General features: G+C 55.9%; 14 protein-coding genes. 8 read left to right on the top strand and 6 right to left on the bottom strand.

Going from position 1 to position 18,382, the window contains the following annotated elements; translation table 11 throughout:
* Positions 1-283 precede the first annotated feature (283 nt).
* On the bottom strand, positions 284-676 hold the full coding sequence (locus ACM110_RS00165; protein WP_416126395.1) for an alpha/beta hydrolase fold domain-containing protein: 393 nt from the start codon (positions 674-676) through the stop codon (positions 284-286).
* A 729-nt stretch (positions 677-1,405) separates the two neighbouring features.
* On the opposite strand from ACM110_RS00165, the gene ACM110_RS00160 reads away from it, so the two are divergent.
* The gene (locus ACM110_RS00160; protein ID WP_416126074.1) at positions 1,406-1,585 is read left to right on the top strand and encodes a hypothetical protein; all 180 of its coding nucleotides are present in this window, start codon (positions 1,406-1,408) and stop codon (positions 1,583-1,585) included.
* A 159-nt stretch (positions 1,586-1,744) separates the two neighbouring features.
* Here the strand turns inward: ACM110_RS00160 and ACM110_RS00155 are convergent, their stop codons facing one another.
* The 4 genes from ACM110_RS00155 to ACM110_RS00140 all read right to left on the bottom strand — a co-directional run bounded on the left by ACM110_RS00155 (position 1,745) and on the right by ACM110_RS00140 (position 5,245).
* Entirely contained in the window at positions 1,745-2,038 is a 294-nt protein-coding gene (locus ACM110_RS00155) for a helix-turn-helix domain-containing protein (protein ID WP_416126073.1), read from the bottom strand.
* A 128-nt stretch (positions 2,039-2,166) separates the two neighbouring features.
* On the bottom strand, positions 2,167-2,628 hold the full coding sequence (locus tag ACM110_RS00150; RefSeq protein WP_416126072.1) for a hypothetical protein: 462 nt from the start codon (positions 2,626-2,628) through the stop codon (positions 2,167-2,169).
* Positions 2,629-3,186: 558 nt separating this feature from the next.
* Positions 3,187-4,434, bottom strand: a complete 1,248-nt coding sequence (locus tag ACM110_RS00145) for a ribonucleotide-diphosphate reductase subunit beta (protein ID WP_007978181.1) — start codon at positions 4,432-4,434, stop codon at positions 3,187-3,189.
* A gap of 547 nt (positions 4,435-4,981) precedes the next feature.
* Positions 4,982-5,245, bottom strand: a complete 264-nt coding sequence (locus tag ACM110_RS00140; RefSeq protein ID WP_416126071.1) for a DUF2790 domain-containing protein — start codon at positions 5,243-5,245, stop codon at positions 4,982-4,984.
* Between the two features lie 476 nt (positions 5,246-5,721).
* On the opposite strand from ACM110_RS00140, the gene acs reads away from it, so the two are divergent.
* The 7 genes from acs (at position 5,722) to argR (ending at position 13,663) form a co-directional block, all read left to right on the top strand.
* Positions 5,722-7,677, top strand: coding sequence for an acetate--CoA ligase (gene acs, locus ACM110_RS00135; protein WP_416126070.1), 1,956 nt, complete (start codon positions 5,722-5,724; stop codon positions 7,675-7,677).
* A 645-nt stretch (positions 7,678-8,322) separates the two neighbouring features.
* Entirely contained in the window at positions 8,323-9,099 is a 777-nt protein-coding gene (locus ACM110_RS00130) for an ABC transporter substrate-binding protein (protein ID WP_338582531.1), read from the top strand.
* A gap of 91 nt (positions 9,100-9,190) precedes the next feature.
* Complete coding sequence (locus ACM110_RS00125) at positions 9,191-9,880, top strand: ABC transporter permease (protein ID WP_416126069.1); 690 nt, start codon at positions 9,191-9,193, stop codon at positions 9,878-9,880.
* Positions 9,877-10,575, top strand: a complete 699-nt coding sequence (locus ACM110_RS00120; RefSeq protein WP_416126068.1) for an ABC transporter permease — start codon at positions 9,877-9,879, stop codon at positions 10,573-10,575. The genes ACM110_RS00125 and ACM110_RS00120 overlap by 4 nt, the downstream gene beginning before the upstream one ends.
* Before the next feature lies 1 nt (position 10,576).
* Complete coding sequence (locus ACM110_RS00115; RefSeq protein ID WP_416126067.1) at positions 10,577-11,689, top strand: M14 family metallopeptidase; 1,113 nt, start codon at positions 10,577-10,579, stop codon at positions 11,687-11,689.
* A gap of 27 nt (positions 11,690-11,716) precedes the next feature.
* Positions 11,717-12,481 carry an ABC transporter ATP-binding protein gene (locus ACM110_RS00110; protein ID WP_338582527.1) on the top strand — a complete coding sequence of 255 codons (765 nt, stop codon included), beginning with the start codon at positions 11,717-11,719 and terminating at the stop codon, positions 12,479-12,481.
* Between the two features lie 201 nt (positions 12,482-12,682).
* Positions 12,683-13,663 carry a transcriptional regulator ArgR gene (argR, locus tag ACM110_RS00105; RefSeq protein ID WP_338582526.1) on the top strand — a complete coding sequence of 327 codons (981 nt, stop codon included), beginning with the start codon at positions 12,683-12,685 and terminating at the stop codon, positions 13,661-13,663.
* On the opposite strand, the gene ACM110_RS00100 is transcribed toward argR, so the two are convergent.
* Positions 13,664-18,358: a dermonecrotic toxin domain-containing protein gene (locus ACM110_RS00100; protein WP_416126066.1), complete on the bottom strand. Its 4,695-nt coding sequence runs from the start codon at positions 18,356-18,358 to the stop codon at positions 13,664-13,666.
* Positions 18,359-18,382: the final 24 nt, after the last annotated feature.

The following is an 18,382-nucleotide window of genomic DNA, read 5'->3' as shown; positions in this document are numbered from 1 at the left end:
TTCTATACCTCCTCCAGCGAGTTGCCTATGACCAAACGGTAATAAATTCGGGTAGCCAAATACTCGAACCGGGTAGTCCGGACCACTGGCGAGTAGGCCAGTGTTATTGAAAGCTCTCGCGTCCCTCGAGCTGAGCGCAAATAGTCTTCGGGTAAAGACAGTTTAACGAACTGGCATCCATCGTTCTCGATGGTTTCCTCTGACATCAAAACCACGACGCTATCGGAAGGCCTGAAAAGATCAGCCTCACTGACCATTCCATAGCCGGCCACATCCCTTTCAATCACGGTTCCAGGTGGCCTTTCGAAATGCCCGTGTGTTCGAGGTTCGCCCAAGGTGAAATGCTCACGCCACCAGCTGGCAGCGGCAACCCGGCATTACGCGCCGCAACCATGACCGTTACGGTCATTGCGCCGCCAGCGGATTCGCCAGCAATCAGGGTTTTATTGGCCGCGTAACCCTGATCAAGCAAGCCTTTGTAGAACGCGAGCGAATCATCAATCGCTGCTGGGAAAGGATGCTCTGGCGCTAAGCGATTGTCCGGCATGAATACTTTGGCACCCAGCAAGGATGCGAAGTTACCGCTGATGCCGTGATATCCCGCTGGCCCTCCGAGGATATAGGCGCCTCCGTGGATGTAAACCAAAATGGCGTCAGTTTTGATGGTCGCCGGAATTGCAACCTGCCAAGGAATCCACCGATGACGACGTCTTCGAAGGTCACACCGGCAGGTGGTAGATTTTCAGCGAGTGTCTTGGTGTACAGGGCCCGTAAGTCATTCAGTGTTACGGACTTGTCTTCGCCAGTCAGGATGCCGGCTAGCTCATCTGTACTGTGTTTCCATTCGTAAACGAAGGTTTTTGCTTTTTCGGTCAACATCGACTTTCTCCGGTAGAGCCAACTTCGAATTGAAGTAGCGGCTGATTCGATGGAGAGAAAATAAATGTTGTTATGGGGGATGTGGTTCCCGGCACATACAACACCCACATGAGCCTAAACCTGCTCGGTCGTAGGATAATGAGGCCCGCAAAAATCGCGGATTTACTCTCAAATACGGGAGTGAGCGCGTTGACGTGCATTTCACACATATCACCCGGATTGATAAGGGAAATGCTGTACGCTTGAGCAAAAATATGCAAATTTCTCGACGTGACCGTAGCTCCGATCAAACGGCTGAGGCAGTAGCAAATCCGTCGCGTAGGATTGAGCAACTGGTCGGAGAGTGGCCTGAAAGCGAATACCTGATTAGGAATATCCTTGATGGGATGGAAGAGGTATTTCGATCGCGTTAAGGCGCAGTTTTCGAAGAGCGGTGATTACCACTCTGGTAGGAGATTAATATAGCCAGCTTCAAAACTGGCTAAATTTTTTTGCCTTCTACTTCCCTTTAATCTAAGAGGCGATTATGAAAGGAAAACGTAAAGTTAAAACTGAAAAGTGGCTATTGAAGGAGCGTTATACAGCTGAAGCAAGGCTGTTGCTGGCCAACAGAACTCATAAGGCCCACCGTTTTTTGGATGTTGTTCTGCTGCCTGGAGCGGCTCTAGAGCCGATTGGTCGGCTGGCGGGCGACATAAGGCGGTGAGTTTTGTAGGCAGATGCCCTATCTGTTGATTAGAAACGTCGAAGAGATGCTCTGCTGGTAGTGGTTATTGAAAAAAATAGGTCAACTATTTTCGGGTAGTGGAATTGTTTAGAAGGCGTTTTGGGGGGATAAGGAGCGATCAAGTAAACTTTTGTCAGGCTACTTGAGTATTTTGGATTTTAGCCGTTTTAACTGCTCAAGTTCTGAGGTGACTTTTGCCAATAATTCATCGGAATTTTCTGGTCCCATGTTTTCATATGTGGCAGTAAGAAGTGTAATTGGATGGAGCCCTAGTTTTTTAGCAAGCTCGGCAATTTTTGGTAGCGTAGGGGCCTTTAGTCCACTCTCAAGCTCACTAATAAAGCCTTGATTTGTTCCTATCTCTCCTTGGGCAAGACCTTTGCTCCGCCGAATAGATCTGACCGTTTCGCCAAATGATTGTTTGAGTTCCATTTGCTTGTCCGCAAAAGGAACTATAAAGCCCTGCTTGAGTAAAAATCTCTATACGCTATAGAGATTTTTACTGGCGCGCCTTGCGAAGTGGGGAAAAATCCGTCCCAGAGAGCTTTCTGATTGGGCGATCAACCAATCTGCCCGAAGAGTTCTGTGGTCGTCCGTCCTGCTGGGTGGGGCAATGCCTCGGATATGTGCCCCTGAAGTTGCTCTGAAGAGTAGAGAACTCGCGACTTCTTTTTTTGTCTTAGATCAAATTCGCCAATTTTGTAAACAGACTCTTTTGTCCGATAGACAACACTACCTTCCGGTAACCCCAGCCCGTTGTAGCTAATTACGCTTACGAGTTCTTCCATAATCCATTGGCTTTTTCCGCTGATCGAAGGTGGGCACATCATATGGATGTGTTTGATTTCGACGCCTTTCACCACCAATAAGTATTGGTGCAGCGAGTAAGCACATCGGAGTAACGCCGCGCGGTTAGTTTCTCCACTCTCAAGTGAGGTTATAGTGGCGATGAAACAGGGGCCTTCAATTTCGGCATGAGACCAAGTCCTTACTGCTTTCTCTATTGGGTCGTAAATGAGCATCACTCATAGCTCCAGGAATCATAAATTGCTGATAACCAATTGAGCGTATATTCTACATTATACGCTATAGCAATATTTTTTCTGATTAGACCGTTCGTCGCTAGAATTACTGGTCGAATCGATCTTTGGCACCTTTCGATTTATTGTGCGTCCTTTAATAAGGGTCGTTGATGTGTGCGAGGTGTGAAAAGTTGAATAGTGGGTGGGATAATGCGGATATTAATCTTTATAAATGATGTCGAGTGATTCAGAACTATCTTTATGCGAGCGATGAAGTCTGCTATGGCGTTATTGTTTGGTGGTACTGATGTCAGTCAGAAGTGGTACTGTTGAGGCTTGTTAGTCAGCACTGTCGCGCATTCGATAACCTCAACGGCTAGTAATAGGGCGGAGACGACCAGCCAGCAACTGCAGCTTTATTCAGCTGTTGCGTATGCAAAAAAACCACCTAAGCATTGCGCCTTAGGTGGTTTTTATATTCTTTGCACAGATTTGGTGCGCTCAGTCCGGCTTTAGTGAAAAAAGTCCAGACTCGGCTGAAAAATAAGGTGTATAAGATCAATCCCAGCTCAAAGCCCCACCAGTCTGATACTCAATAACCCGAGTCTCAAAGAAATTCTTCTCTTTCTTCAAGTCCATGATCTCGCTCATCCAAGGGAACGGGTTAGTCGTCCCCGGATACTCTTCCTTCAAACCAATCTGGCTCAAACGACGGTTCGCGATGAACTTCAGGTAGTCCTCCATCATCGCCGCGTTCATGCCCAGTACGCCGCGAGGCATGGTGTCGCGGGCGTATTCGATTTCCAGCTGGGTGCCTTGCAGAATCATCTGCGAAGCTTCTTCCTTCATTTCAGCATCCCACAGGTGTGGGTTTTCGATTTTGATCTGGTTGATCACGTCGATGCCGAAGTTCAGGTGCATGGATTCGTCGCGCAGGATGTACTGGAACTGCTCGGCGACGCCGGTCATTTTGTTGCGGCGGCCCATGGAGAGGATTTGGGTGAAGCCGCAGTAGAAGAAGATGCCTTCCAGAACGCAGTAGTAGGCGATCAGGTTGCGCAGCAACTCTTTGTCGGTTTCGACGGTGCCGGTTTCGAACTTCGGATCGGAGATCGAGCGGGTGTATTTCAGGCCCCAGGTGGCTTTTTTCGCGACCGATGGGATCTCGTGGTACATGTTGAAGATCTCGCCTTCATCCATGGCCAACGATTCGATGCAGTACTGGTAGGCGTGGGTGTGGATCGCCTCTTCGAAGGCCTGGCGCAGGATGTACTGGCGGCATTCCGGGTTGGTGATCAGGCGGTACACGGCCAGGACCAGGTTGTTGGCAACCAGGGAGTCGGCGGTGGAGAAGAAGCCGAGGTTGCGCATCACGATGCGGCGCTCGTCGTCGGTCAGGCCTTCCGGGTTTTTCCAGAGGGCGATGTCGGCGGTCATGTTGACTTCTTGCGGCATCCAGTGGTTTGCGCAGCCGTCCAGGTACTTCTGCCAAGCCCAGTCATACTTGAATGGCACGAGTTGGTTGAGGTCGGCGCGGCAGTTGATCATGCGCTTTTCGTCAACGGCGACACGGGCGGAGGCGCCTTCGAGTTCGGCGAGGCCTTCGGCGACGTCAAGCGAATCCAGGGCAGCTTTGGCACGGGCAACGGCGGCGGAGTCAGCGGCGGTCACGGCGCGGGCTTCCAGGGCGGCGGCACCGCCGGCGCTGTCGAGACGGTCCATGTTGGCTTCGGTGGCGTGGCCAGCGTTAGCACTCTTGACTGCTACTTCCGTGTCTTCTTTGTCGAATTCGTCCCAGCTCAGCATGACGTGTCGTCTCCTGCGTGAGGGCCAGATTGCCCGTGTGAAATTGATTGGTTGGTATTTCACACGGTCGTACTGACCGCGTTGGATCTAAAGGAATCGTTTTTGCACCGGCCAAGGCAGGCAATAAAACAGAATTTTTTACGGGGTTCCGAGAGCCTCTGATGGGCGCAATCAGCATCGAATGCCGTTGCGGGGCTTCAGACTGGCTATTCATCCCTGTAAGGGGATATTGCAGGCCCGTTTAAGGCCGCATTATAGGGAAATTTTTACGGACGTGGTGGGGCGAATCCGCGCATGGAGCGGACGAGAGGGCGGGTTTTTCGGTCGGAGCGAGGGTTTACAGGGCTTTGGCGGGTGAAGATTTTTTTTCGTAATTTTTGCTCGAATTCACTTTTGCTCAAAAAACAATCAAAAAATGCCTTTTTTCACTACATCTTGTGTTTCCGAACGCTTTTCGACGACTGCAAACACAACTGAGCCCGACCGAAGCCGGGCTGGAATCGACCCTCAGCAAGCGCTGAATTGATCCGATTCGGTGCAGTCACTATCAGCCGCTGGAGCAGCCGTTGCCCATCACGCTGTAGCGCAGAATATGCCGCTGACCTTTGGAGTCGTCATATTCCATCTTCATCGGGACAACTTCACACACATTGGGCACTTCGCTCATGGAGATAACTTTGGCGATGTCCAGGTGCATCGAGTAAGTGTATTCCTCGATAGGGGGTTGTTGCTGCGCGACATCAGTCTGAACCTCGTCTGCCATGGCGGTTGCGCACAGACTGCTGAAGGCCAGTACCAATAAAGCTTTCATTTAAGTTTTACCTTTCTTGAGGCGAGAGGGGGCACGCAATCTTTTTGGGATTGCGTGTGGAGCTTTAGTACTAGGTGTTTTGATTAACGGCCTTCGTGGGGGCTGTAACTTGGTTAATCAGAATTTGCCTGGTTGGCGGGGCAGATTTTAGGCGCGGGCGCTTCGTCCATATAGCCGTGGTTTTGATAAACACCTTTGACAGATCCTGTAACAATCCCCGTAGGGGCTGCCGAAGGCTGCGATCTTTTGATTTTCAAGGAGCAAGATCAAAAGATCGCAGCCTTCGGCAGCTCCTACAGGGATTTGCGTTTACCTGGTGCTTTTGGGGATGGCCGCAAATGCCCGGTCTGGCAGGCTGCGCAGCTAATCACGACAGTTTGTAGGGGCTTGTTACTACCATCGTCGAATGGTTCTATAGCCGCGGCCCCGCTAAAACGGGGTCATACAAAAACAACTATTCCACCGAGGTAAGAAAGATGAGTGCGGCTTCCCTGTATCCCGTTCGTCCCGAGGTTCTGGCCAATACGCTGACCGACGAGGCGACCTACAAGGCCATGTACCAGCAGTCCGTCGTCAACCCGGATGGCTTCTGGCGCGAGCAAGCCAAGCGCCTCGACTGGATCAAGCCTTTCACCACGGTGAAGCAGACTTCCTTCGACGATCACCATGTCGACATCAAATGGTTCGCCGACGGCACCCTGAACGTTTCCTACAACTGCCTCGACCGTCATCTGGCCGAGCGCGGCGATCAAGTCGCAATCATCTGGGAAGGCGATGACCCTTCCGAAAGCCGCAACATCACCTACCGCGAACTGCACGAACAAGTCTGCAAATTCGCCAACGCCCTGCGTGGCCAGGATGTACACCGCGGCGACGTGGTGACTATCTATATGCCGATGATCCCCGAAGCCGTGGTCGCCATGCTGGCCTGTACCCGGATCGGCGCGATTCACTCGGTAGTGTTCGGTGGTTTCTCGCCGGAAGCCCTGGCCGGTCGCATCATCGACTGCAAATCCAAAGTGGTGATCACTGCTGATGAAGGCATCCGTGCCGGCAAGAAGATCCCGCTCAAGGCCAACGTCGACGACGCACTGACCAACCCGGAAACCAGCAGCATCCAGAAAGTCATCGTGTGCCAGCGCACCGGTGGCGACATCAAGTGGAACCAGCATCGCGACATCTGGTACGAAGACCTGATGAAAGTGGCGGGCACCGTTTGCGCGCCGAAAGAGATGGGCGCCGAAGAAGCGCTGTTCATCCTTTACACCTCCGGTTCCACCGGCAAGCCGAAGGGTGTGCAGCACACCACTGGCGGCTATCTGTTGTACGCGGCCATGACTCACGAGCGCGTGTTCGACTACCGCCCGGGCGAAGTTTACTGGTGCACCGCCGACGTCGGCTGGGTCACCGGCCACAGCTACATCGTCTACGGCCCGCTGGCCAACGGCGCGACCACGCTGCTGTTCGAAGGCGTGCCGAACTATCCGGACATCACCCGGGTGGCGAAGATCGTCGACAAGCACAAGGTCAACATCCTCTACACCGCTCCAACCGCGATCCGCGCGATGATGGCGCAGGGCAATGCGGCCGTTGAAGGCGCCGATGGCAGCAGCCTGCGTCTGCTCGGTTCGGTGGGTGAGCCGATCAACCCGGAAGCCTGGGATTGGTACTACAAGAATGTCGGCAAGTCCCGTTGCCCGATCGTCGATACCTGGTGGCAGACCGAAACCGGCGGCAACATGATGAGCCCATTGCCTGGCGCTCACGCTCTCAAACCGGGTTCTGCGGCACGTCCATTCTTCGGCGTGGTGCCGGCCCTGGTGGACAACCTTGGCAATATCATCGAAGGCGAGGCCGAGGGCAACCTGGTGATTCTCGATTCGTGGCCAGGTCAGGCACGTACGCTGTACGGCGATCATGACCGTTTCGTCGATACCTACTTCAAGACCTTCCGTGGCATGTACTTCACCGGTGACGGCGCGCGTCGCGATGCTGATGGTTATTACTGGATCACCGGCCGCGTGGACGACGTGCTCAACGTCTCCGGCCATCGCATGGGTACTGCGGAGATCGAAAGCGCGATGGTTGCTCACCCGAAAGTCGCCGAGGCTGCCGTGGTTGGTGTGCCGCACGACATCAAGGGGCAGGGCATTTATGTCTACGTCACCCTGATCAACGGCGAAGAGCCGAACGAGCAACTGCGCCTGGAACTGAAAAACTGGGTGCGCAAAGAGATCGGTCCGATTGCTTCGCCGGATGTCATCCAGTGGGCGCCGGGCCTGCCGAAAACCCGTTCGGGCAAGATCATGCGCCGGATTCTGCGCAAGATCGCGACGGCTGAATATGATGGGTTGGGCGATATCTCCACCCTGGCCGATCCGGGTGTGGTGCAGCATTTGATTGATACGCACAAGACGATGAATGTTGCGTAAGCGCTGATTCTGAGTCACTGAAAGCCCCGTCAGGTGTGAGCCTGGCGGGTTTTTTTGTTTTTGAAGAGCAAAAGATCGCAGCCTTCGGCAGCTCCTACAGTGGAACGCGATTCCTGTAGGAGCTGCCGCAGGCTGCGATCTTTTGATGTTGATCTTCAACCAATAATTATCGGCTTCCTCTGTGGGAGGTTTCCTACTGTTACCCGCAATCTTTCAAGTTACTGAATGTGTAACCGCATCGCGCCGATCCGGGGCGTAGGGAAACGCTGTGTCCCAAATCCGGGCCCCGTACCCGCCTTGGAGAAATAAGACCCCACGCTGCGCTTGCCGGATTAGAAGGGTTTGCCAATAATAGGCCCGCAATTTGCAGTATCGATCGGTTAACTGTCTTTTGCTCTTGCATGATTTTGCAGGGCTGTCAACGTGCCTAAACGGCTTTCTCGGTGCTTCTGTAATTTGTTGTCGCATTGAAGAAATATCGGCTTCGGGCCTGTCGTTAGAATGCCGATCACTCGCTCGTCGTTGCCCGTGTTGAATTTCAACACCCGCTTCCCAGGACGCAGCAACGCTTTCCGGTTCCACTCATTCGCATAATGGGCTGTCGCTCACTCTGCCGTTTTAGCCCTTTACCGATGGAGTCCCAAGATGAAGAAACTCGTGCTGCTTGGCGCCCTGGCACTTGCCTCCGTGCTGTCCCTGCCTACCTTCGCCGATGAAAAACCTCTGAAAATCGGTATCGAAGCGGCTTACCCTCCGTTCGCCTCGAAAGCCCCGGATGGCAGCATCGTTGGTTTCGACTACGACATCGGTAACGCCCTGTGCGAAGAAATGAAGGTCAAGTGCGTTTGGGTCGAGCAAGAGTTCGACGGTCTGATCCCGGCACTCAAAGTGCGCAAGATCGACGCGATCCTGTCGTCCATGTCGATCACTGAAGACCGCAAGAAGTCCGTGGACTTCACCAACAAGTACTACAACACCCCGGCGCGCCTGGTCATGAAGGCCGGCACTCAGGTCAGTGACAACCTGACCGAGCTCAAGGGCAAGAACATCGGCGTGCAACGTGGTTCGATCCACGAGCGTTTCGCCCGCGAAGTCCTGGCCCCGCTGGGTGCCGAGATCAAGCCATACGGTTCGCAGAACGAAATCTACCTCGACGTGGCCGCTGGCCGCCTCGACGGCACCGTGGCAGACGCTACGCTGCTGGATGACGGTTTCCTGAAAACCGACGCCGGTAAAGGTTTCGCCTTCGTCGGTCCTGCGTTCACCGACGTCAAATACTTCGGCGACGGCGTAGGTATCGCGGTTCGCAAGGGCGACGCGTTGAAAGACAAGATCAACACCGCGATCGCTGCCATTCGTGAGAACGGCAAATACAAGCAAATCCAGGACAAGTACTTCGCCTTCGATATCTACGGCAAGTAACACGTCCCAGCGACAAGTCCGAAATGGCGCAAGCAACAGGATCTCTGAGGTTTGCGCCATTTTTTCATCCCAACTTTCGAGGACCTGAATCATGTTGAAAGGCTACGGGGCTGTCATCCTCGATGGCGTTTGGCTGACGCTTCAGCTCGCCTTGTCGTCCATGGCCCTGGCCATCGTTCTGGGCCTGATCGGCGTGTCACTGCGTCTGTCGCCGGTGCGTTGGCTGGCCTGGCTGGGCGATCTGTACTCCACCGTGATTCGCGGCATTCCCGACCTGGTGCTGATCCTGCTGATTTTCTACGGCGGTCAGGACCTGCTTAACCGCGTCGCACCGATGCTCGGTTATGACGACTACATCGACCTGAACCCATTGGTTGCCGGTATCGGCACGCTGGGCTTTATCTTCGGTGCATACCTGTCGGAAACCTTCCGTGGCGCGTTCATGGCGATCCCCAAAGGTCAGGCTGAAGCGGGCATGGCGTACGGCATGAGCAGTTTTCAGGTGTTCTTCCGGGTGTTGGTGCCGCAGATGATTCGCTTGGCGATTCCGGGCTTCACCAACAACTGGCTGGTATTGACCAAGGCCACCGCGCTGATTTCGGTGGTGGGTCTGCAAGACATGATGTTCAAGGCCAAGCAGGCGGCAGACGCCACCCGCGAACCTTTCACCTTCTTCCTCGCAGTGGCGGCGCTGTACCTGGTGATCACCAGTGTCTCGTTGCTGGCATTGCGTCAACTTGAGAAGCGCTACTCGGTAGGCGTAAGGGCGGCTGATCTATGATCTTCGACTACAACGTCATTTGGGAGTCGTTGCCGCTGTACCTCGGCGGTCTGCTGACTACCCTCAAATTGCTCGGGCTGTCGCTGTTTTTCGGCCTGCTGTGTGCGTTGCCGCTGGGCCTGATGCGCGTCTCTAAAAACGCCGTCGTCAACATGTCGGCCTGGCTCTACACCTACGTGATCCGCGGCACGCCGATGCTGGTGCAGCTGTTTTTGATCTACTACGGCCTGGCGCAATTCGAAGCTGTACGCGAGAGCTACCTCTGGCCGTGGCTGTCCAGTGCAACGTTCTGTGCGTGCCTGGCGTTTGCCATCAACACCAGCGCCTACACCGCCGAAATCATTGCCGGCAGCCTGCGCGCCACGCCGAACGGCGAGATCGAAGCGGCCAAGGCCATGGGCATGTCGCGCTTCAAGATGTACAAGCGCATCCTGCTGCCGTCGGCCTTGCGCCGGGCGCTGCCGCAGTACAGCAACGAAGTGATCATGATGCTGCAGACCACCAGTCTGGCGTCCATCGTGACCCTGATCGACATCACCGGTGCCGCGCGCACGGTCAACGCCCAGTTCTACTTGCCGTTCGAGGCTTACATCACCGCCGGCGTGTTCTACCTGTGCCTGACCTTCATTCTGGTGAAGCTGTTCAAACTGGCCGAGCGCCGCTGGTTGGGCTACCTGGCCCCGCGGAAGCACTGATATGGAACGCATCGATCATTCATTGCCGTGGAGCCACTTGGGCAGCGAACGCCGGATTTCGGTGTTCCGCTTCGGCAGTGGCGAGCGCAAGGCCTACATTCAGGCCAGCCTGCACGCCGATGAACTGCCGGGCATGCGCACCGCCTGGGCGCTGAAAAAGCGTCTGGCCGAACTCGAAGCCCAAGGCTTGCTCAACGGTGTGATCGAACTGGTACCAGTGGCCAATCCACTGGGCCTCGGTCAACTGCTGCAAGGCAATCATCAAGGACGTTTCGAGGCGGGCAGCGGCAAGAACTTCAACCGCGATTTCGTTGAGTTGAGTGCGCCAGTTGCGTCTGCGTTGGCCGACAGTCTCGGCGACGATCCGCACGCCAATATTCGGTTGATCCGTCAGGCGATGGCTGATCATCTGGTCGCATTGCCTGAAGCCAGCAGCCAGTTGCAGGGCATGCAGCGCATCTTGCTCAGCCATGCCTGCACCGCCGATGTCGTGCTGGACCTGCATTGCGATGCCGAAGCGGCGCTGCACATGTACGCCTTGCCTCAGCACTGGCCGCAATGGCGTTCGCTGGCCGCGCACCTGAATGTGCGGGTCGGTCTGCTGGCGGAAGATTCCGGTGGAAGCTCTTTCGACGAAGCCTGTTCGTTGCCGTGGTTGCGTTTGTCGCGGCTGTTCCCGGACGCGCAGATTCCACTGGCGTGCCTGGCGACTACCATTGAATTGGGTGGTCAGGCCGACACCGGTCGCGCCGAAACCGAAGCGTACGCCGAAGGCATTCTGGCGTTCCTCGCCGAGCAGGGTTTGATCAGCGGCGAGTGGCCGAAGCCTGCGCAGGACGCTTGCGAAGGCATGCCGTTCGAAGGCACCGAATTGCTGTTCGCGCCGCATCCCGGCGTGGTGAGTTTCTTGCGTCAACCGGGTGAATGGGTTGAAGCCGGCGACGAGATTTTCGAAGTGATCGATCCGCTCGCGGATCGGGTCAGCACGGTGTGTGCTGGTACGTCCGGGGTGCTGTTTGCCATTGAACGGCTGCGTTATGCCCAACCCGGTTTCTGGCTGGCCAAGGTGGCGGGGCGCGAAGCGCTGCGTCACGGGCGCTTGCTCAACGACTGACTGACTGTTTTTGTGAGAACCGACCGCATGTACAAACTTGAAGTCCAAGACCTGCATAAACGCTATGGCAGTCACGAAGTGCTCAAGGGCGTGTCCCTGAAAGCGGCGGCTGGCGATGTGATCAGCATCATCGGCTCCAGTGGCTCCGGCAAAAGTACTTTCCTGCGCTGCATCAACCTGCTGGAGCAGCCGCACGCGGGCAAGATCCTGCTCAACAACGAAGAGTTGAAGCTGGTGGCGAACAAGGACGGCGCGCTGAAGGCTGCTGATCCGAAACAGCTGCAACGCATGCGTTCTCGCCTGTCGATGGTGTTCCAGCATTTCAACCTGTGGTCGCACATGACCGCGCTGGAAAACATCATGGAAGCGCCAGTCCACGTGCTTGGCGTATCGAAAGCCGAAGCACGCGACAAGGCTGAGCACTACCTGAACAAGGTCGGTGTCGCCCATCGCAAAGACGCGTACCCGGGTCACATGTCCGGCGGCGAACAGCAGCGCGTAGCGATTGCCCGTGCGCTGGCGATGGAGCCTGAGGTGATGCTGTTCGACGAACCAACTTCGGCCCTCGACCCGGAACTGGTCGGCGACGTGCTGAAGGTCATGCAGGCCCTGGCCCAGGAAGGCCGGACCATGGTTGTGGTGACCCACGAAATGGGCTTCGCCCGTGAAGTGTCGAACCAGTTGGTGTTTCTGCACAAAGGTGTGGTCGAAGAAAGCGGCAACCCGCGTGAAGTGCTGGTGAACCCGCAATCCGAACGTTTGCAGCAATTCCTGTCCGGTAGCTTGAAGTAATCAGGGCTGCCATTGCGCACCTTGTAGGAGCTGCCGAAGGCTGCGATCTTTTGATCTTTATTGTTCAAATCAAAAGATCGCAGCCTCGTTTCACTCGGCAGCTCCTACAGAGGCATCTGTGTTGGTTTTAAGATTTGCGTTCATTTCCGGGCTAGCATTGGCCCATGCCTTCATCACTGTTTTCGTTTCGGATTGCCCGCCATGACTGCCCATCGAATTGGTTTCCTGATTTGGCCCAGCACTAAAGCACTGACGCTTGCGCTGGCTGAGGAGGCCTTGCGCGTTGCCCAGCGTGTGCATCCGGACGTTGTCTACGAACTGTCGTTCCTGCAAGCCGAACCGCCAGCCGAAGGCGAGTGGCAATTGCCCGGCGAAGCCTGGACCGGCAAGCTCGAAAACTTCCAGAAACTGTTCCTGCTCGCTGACGAGCCACCAACCACATTGGCGCCGGCACTCAGCAGCGCGCTCAAGCAACTGGTGCGTTCCGGTTGCGTGATTGGCGGTCTGTCGGCCGGCGTGTATCCGTTGGCGCAACTCGGTTTGCTCGACGGTTATCGCGCTGCCGTGCACTGGCGCTGGCAGGACGATTTTGCCGAGCGCTTCCCAAAAGTCATCGCCACCAGTCACCTGTTCGACTGGGATCGCGATCGCCTGACCGCGTGCGGCGGCATGTCGGTACTCGACTTGCTGCTGGCGGTACTGGCTCGCGATCACGGTGCTGAACTGGCCGGCGCCGTTTCCGAAGAACTGGTGGTCGAACGCATCCGCGAAGGCGGCGAACGCCAGCGAATCCCTTTGCAGAATCGCCTCGGCTCCAGCCATCCGAAGCTCACCCAAGCGGTGTTGCTGATGGAAGCCAACATCGAAGAGCCGCTGACCACCGACGAAATCGCCCAACACGTGTGCGTGTCTCGTCGGCAGCTGGAGCGCATCTTCAAGCAATACCTCAACCGTGTGCCGAGCCAGTACTACCTGGAGCTGCGCCTGAACAAGGCCCGGCAAATGCTGATGCAAACCAGCAAGTCGATCATTCAGATCGGCCTGTCGTGCGGCTTCTCTTCGGGGCCGCACTTCTCCAGCGCTTACCGCAACTTCTTCGGCGCCACGCCGCGGGAAGATCGCAACCAGCGGCGCAGCAGCAGCCCGTTCGAGTTGTCGTCGGTGCCTTCCGAGCGCGGTTGATCAATCTTCGGCGTCTGAGGCCTCGGACGTCGACACCTCCAACTCCACCCGCTCGATCACCGCTTGAACACCGAAGTCGATGTTGGTCAGCCTGAAGTACTCAACCAGAACTTTCAGGCCTTCTTCGGAAAACGGATTACCGCGCAGGTCAATGCTTTCGGCGATTTCCATGGGGAGTTCCAGAATATCGCTGGATACCCGAGTAATCGCGTTGCCGCTCAGGTCCGCCGTTTCCAGACTTTTGCTTTGCAGCAGGCCGGGCGGCAGTTCAGTGAGACCGCAGTTGTCCAGTTGCAGCGTGGCCAAGTCCATCATCTGGCTGACATCCGGAGCAAGCGCTAGGGGATTTCCGCTCAAGTCGATGAATTCCAGGCGAGTCATTTCGGCCAGGCTCAGCACGCTTTTCCCGGTCAGGGTGATGTTGCAATCGGGGAGACTGAGCGACTTCAATCGACTCATCCTGAAGATTGCCTCCGGCAGATCATCCAGGCTAAAGCGGCGAATGTTGATGGTCTTGAGGTTTGGAAAGCATTCCAGAAATCGCGTAACGCCAGCGGTCAGGCCACTGTCGCTGTTCAAGTAAAGCAGCGAGACGTGACTGAAGTCCGCGGTCAGTGTTGGCAAGTCCCCGGTAATGAGGGTATCTGCGCTCAGGTCGTAGGTCGTTTCCATCAAATCGCTGAAGTCATCCGGTTGAGTTTCCCGGCGCCAACAACGCAATACCAATTGTTTGAATTCGTCCCGTGTCGAGTGTTCGATGAGCAGTTGCTGCGCGTTGAACGGTTGATTGCTGTGCGGGTGGACGGCGGGAATATCGGCAGTCCAGGCGGCGAGATCGTTTTCAAGGGTTGTGAGTTCGGCTTCCAGGCGAGTCATTGCGACTCGTCCCTCGGTCAAGGTACCGGGTAACAGAAATACGAATTTGCTGGCGTCCTCTTTATCCATCATTGGGTACAGCGTTTGTACTCGATGAATGTCGGATTCTTCGGCATAGATGCCGAAGTCTTGGCGTGTCTGCTGAAAGTGTTGTTTGATACGTTCGCAAGTCGCCGTTGTAAGCGGGTTGTTACCCAGATCGAAGCCTTCCTGGGTGCTGCGTTGCAGTGTGAAAAGAGCGTTGGGCAATTCCTTGATCTGGTTGTCGTTCAGCAGAGCGGTGCGCAGGCGTGGACGACTCAACAAGTCATGCGGGAGATCTGTGATACCCGTGTGTGAAAAGTCGACATAGTTCAAGTCGGGCATGCCGCCGATATCGGGCGTCAGGCCCAATGGGTTCTTGTACAGGTCAAGAATTGTCAATTCATGTAAACCGGCGAGCATGGCGTGGCTCTCGGGGCTGAGGGCAACCGCGCAATCGCTGAGAATCAGTTGTTTAAGTTGTAGCGATGAAAGGATGTCCGGAAGGCGACCCAGGTTTAAGTAACGTAGTTTCAGCTCGCGCAATCCGCGGAAGTTTTTCAGAAACTCGTGCATTCCTCGCGTGGCATTACTGCCTTCGAGTCTCAACGATGTCACACCGCTGAAGTCAGCGTTCAGCTGAGGCAGCTCACCGATGACCGGTTGGAAGAAGTCGAAGTCGACCCTTTCAAACCCGTTTTCTGGAAGTGTCCATTGTCGGCGCCAGCAGTCCAGCAGATCGATCATGAACTGCTGACGGACTTGTTTCTGAGTAGCGAATTGCACTGTAGTGAGACTGACTCGGCTATCGGGAACGAACAGCGGGATCTCGTCGCGCCAGCCAGACAGGTATTCAACGAGTTGCGTGTGTTGAATATTGAGACGATACAGTTCGGCCCGTGGTCCGCTTGGGTGTCGTTGCAGACGAACGACAAAAGACTCGAGTTCTTGCCCGGATAAATGAGGAAACAGCGTCCGGGCTCGGGATTGTAGTGTGGGCGTATTGAACGGTATCCGATGATAACCGTCGCCACCGCCCAGCAACCGCATGACCTGCGGGTCGTAGGCGGGTTTGAGATTAGGGTATCCCGCCAGCAAGACACGCATTTCATCGTGGCTCAAGGCATGTTGGCGAATCAGTTGTTTGAGGCGTTCGCCTTCACCGATATGGATATTCAGTGCTGCACGCTCGCTGTCTGGCAATGCCTGGAGCAGGTTGGCGTAGAGCGTATTCAGGCCGCTGAGTTGTTCCCCATGTTGGTCATAGGCTTGATACGAACCTTCTTCGCTGAGTACCAGTACCTTGCGGGCCGGCGCGTCGGCGTTGCCGAGGCTGTCGATCAGTGCGCCTTCGTGGCTGTAGTGGCGCAGCTCCAGTCGGGTCTCTCCAGTCCAGCCCGGCAAGTTTGCCAGCGTGTGCAGCGCCAATCGGTCGGTATCAAGGTTGTCCTCGGTGGACGGCAATTCAAGTCCTTCGTAGGCGCGTGTCACCCGTACTTGCAACATTGCCTCTTGGCTCAGCTCCGAGAGTCGCGGGGAAATCCTGCCGTTTTTCAGCTGCTGAAGCTCCAGTTCATCCGCCGTGCCCGCAATCGCCTCCGCGACGCTGGTGGGCAGGCCGGGTGCGGCATCGATCAGGGTTTGTACCACCGCGCGTGCGCCGCGCTCGAGTTTGCGGTAGCGCTGCTCGAACAGGCTTTTTCGCTTGCGCTGGGCCAGTTGCATCAGCGTGCGGCGCAGGTTGTGGGTACGGTTTTCGAGGCTTTTGGAGGGCAGGCCGAACTCCTCGCCCATCAAGGTCTTTGTTTCGGTTTCTGACAAAGCCAGGAGAAAGGTTTTGAGCAAGTCACCGTCATTGAAGCGTGTGATGTCCAGTTGCAGGACCGGGACATCGGGCGCGAGACTTTGCCAAAGAATTTGCGCGGAGCCATCGATCAAGCGCAGGCCTTTGTCGGCGGGCCAGTAGCCGTTCTCATGAAGTAATTCGAGCTGCGTCACGGGGTCGGCTTTGAGATAGTCATCCGCTTGTTCGCTGCCGATTTGCTCAATGAAGGTTTGAATGTCGTGATCGATCTTCAAGCGTTTGAGTGTGTCCGCTTGCAGCGGTGGTAGCTGCGCGGTGTCCGGGGCGATGGGCATCGGTTCGGTGACGCGATCGTGTTGCAGGTAGCGAGTTTCGCCGTTCGGCTTTTTTACCGCGTCGAAACGGTCGAAGAACTGAATGATTTCCCGAGGCAGCAATACTCGAAATTCGCTGGCGACAATGACGCCACCTGCTGTAAAGGTGCCCAGTTGCACCGCAGTTTCAACGACCCCCATGAAGTGCCCGAAAGCCTCGCGAGTCTGTCCCTGCGCCCAGTCGACCACGCTTTCGAAGGTTTCATCGAGTATCTGGTAGGCCACGTAGGCCAGCATTACTTCACCGAGAAACGGCACGAATGGCAGGGCAATGAAGGCCGCCGCGTTGAGCAGTGCCGAGGCAATTTCCGCGAAGGAATCCCAAAGCGCCCATCGGGCTTTCTGGTCGACCGTTGCGGTGGAGACCGCAATCACGCGTGCATCGTTGAGGATCTTGTCGAGCTGGCATTGATAGAGATGCGTCCATAGTTGGCCCTTGATCGGCGTTGCCACCAGATGCAAGTCGGGACGCGGGTTCGGCGCTTCTCTCCAGGTCGGTCGCGGGTCGCCTGGCTGCACGGGCTGCCAGGTGATAGGTGCCAGCTGATTGTTCAGTTGCGCGAAGAAATGGCCTCTATCTTCGTGGGCGATGAAACGACTGAAGAACTGTTGATAGTCGGGGGTGCGCAGTCGCTGGCTCAACTCTTCGGCGAATGCGCCGGACGACGGGTATTGCTTGATCGGATGTTCAGGGTCGCCAGGAATATAGGCCACCACCCTGACCACGCCCTGCGCATGTTCCAGGTCTGGAGCAAACAACTGGATGCCGATAAGGCGGGCGTTCATGAGTGTCAGGTCATGACAACCCCACGACTGACCTCGCGAGCGTCCAGACGCCGACGTGTCGAGCAGGCCGCGGATCAGATTGTATGCGTCGCCGGCCAACAGGTTTTGCATCTGCGCCATGTTCAGGGCAGCGGTCAGCGCTGTTCGCTGGCCTTCACGGATTTTGGATTGCAATGCCGCTGCAACCACGCGATTGCTGATGCCCAGATTGGCTTCCAGATAGGTTTTATAACGCTGGCCAATATCGAGTTCCCGGCACAGACGGGTAAACGCCGGAATGGGCATTTTTTCCTGGATCTGCGGCAAGGTTTTGAATTGCCCGTTGGAGGAGGGCGCCGTGATGTATGTCGAAGCAGGCTCGAAGGCGTCGTCGCTGGTTTCTGCGTTTTCGAAGTTATGCAGCGCCGCGTCCAGCAGTGACACGGTCCAGATGCGAGCGGCCCCGGACTTCATTCGCAACCAGGGGAAACGCGTGGGTATATAAAGACGCAGAAAGGTTTCGCGAACGTCCAGCTCCAGGCCGAAACGGGTCTTGAGTTCAGCTATGAGCAGCGCTTCAGCAAAATCGGCGGGGTTCTGCAGCTTCGCCAGTGTCTTGTCGACCTGATTCTGGCTGGAGGCCTGTCGGGCGATGAGCCTGCCCAGTTCGGCATGATGATGTGGCGGCGCGTCTTTAAGTCCGGCCGGTCGCGCGGGTGTGATGGTGCGCAGCGCTTCACGCCGATGAGGCGCAGCCTGGCGGAGCCAGAGCGGAATGACGTTCTGCAGATGCTGAAGGTGAGCGTCTGCTGTGGAAGCATCGGAAGCGACAATGACGGTGGATTCGGTGTTCATGCGGATAGGTTGGCCATCGGTGTT

The sequence above is a fragment of the Pseudomonas sp. NFX98 genome (assembly GCF_047784845.1).
Classification (GTDB): Bacteria; Pseudomonadota; Gammaproteobacteria; order Pseudomonadales; family Pseudomonadaceae; genus Aquipseudomonas.
The sequence above is the reverse complement of the archived record's forward strand: the minus strand, read 5'-3'. Positions and strand labels throughout refer to the sequence as shown.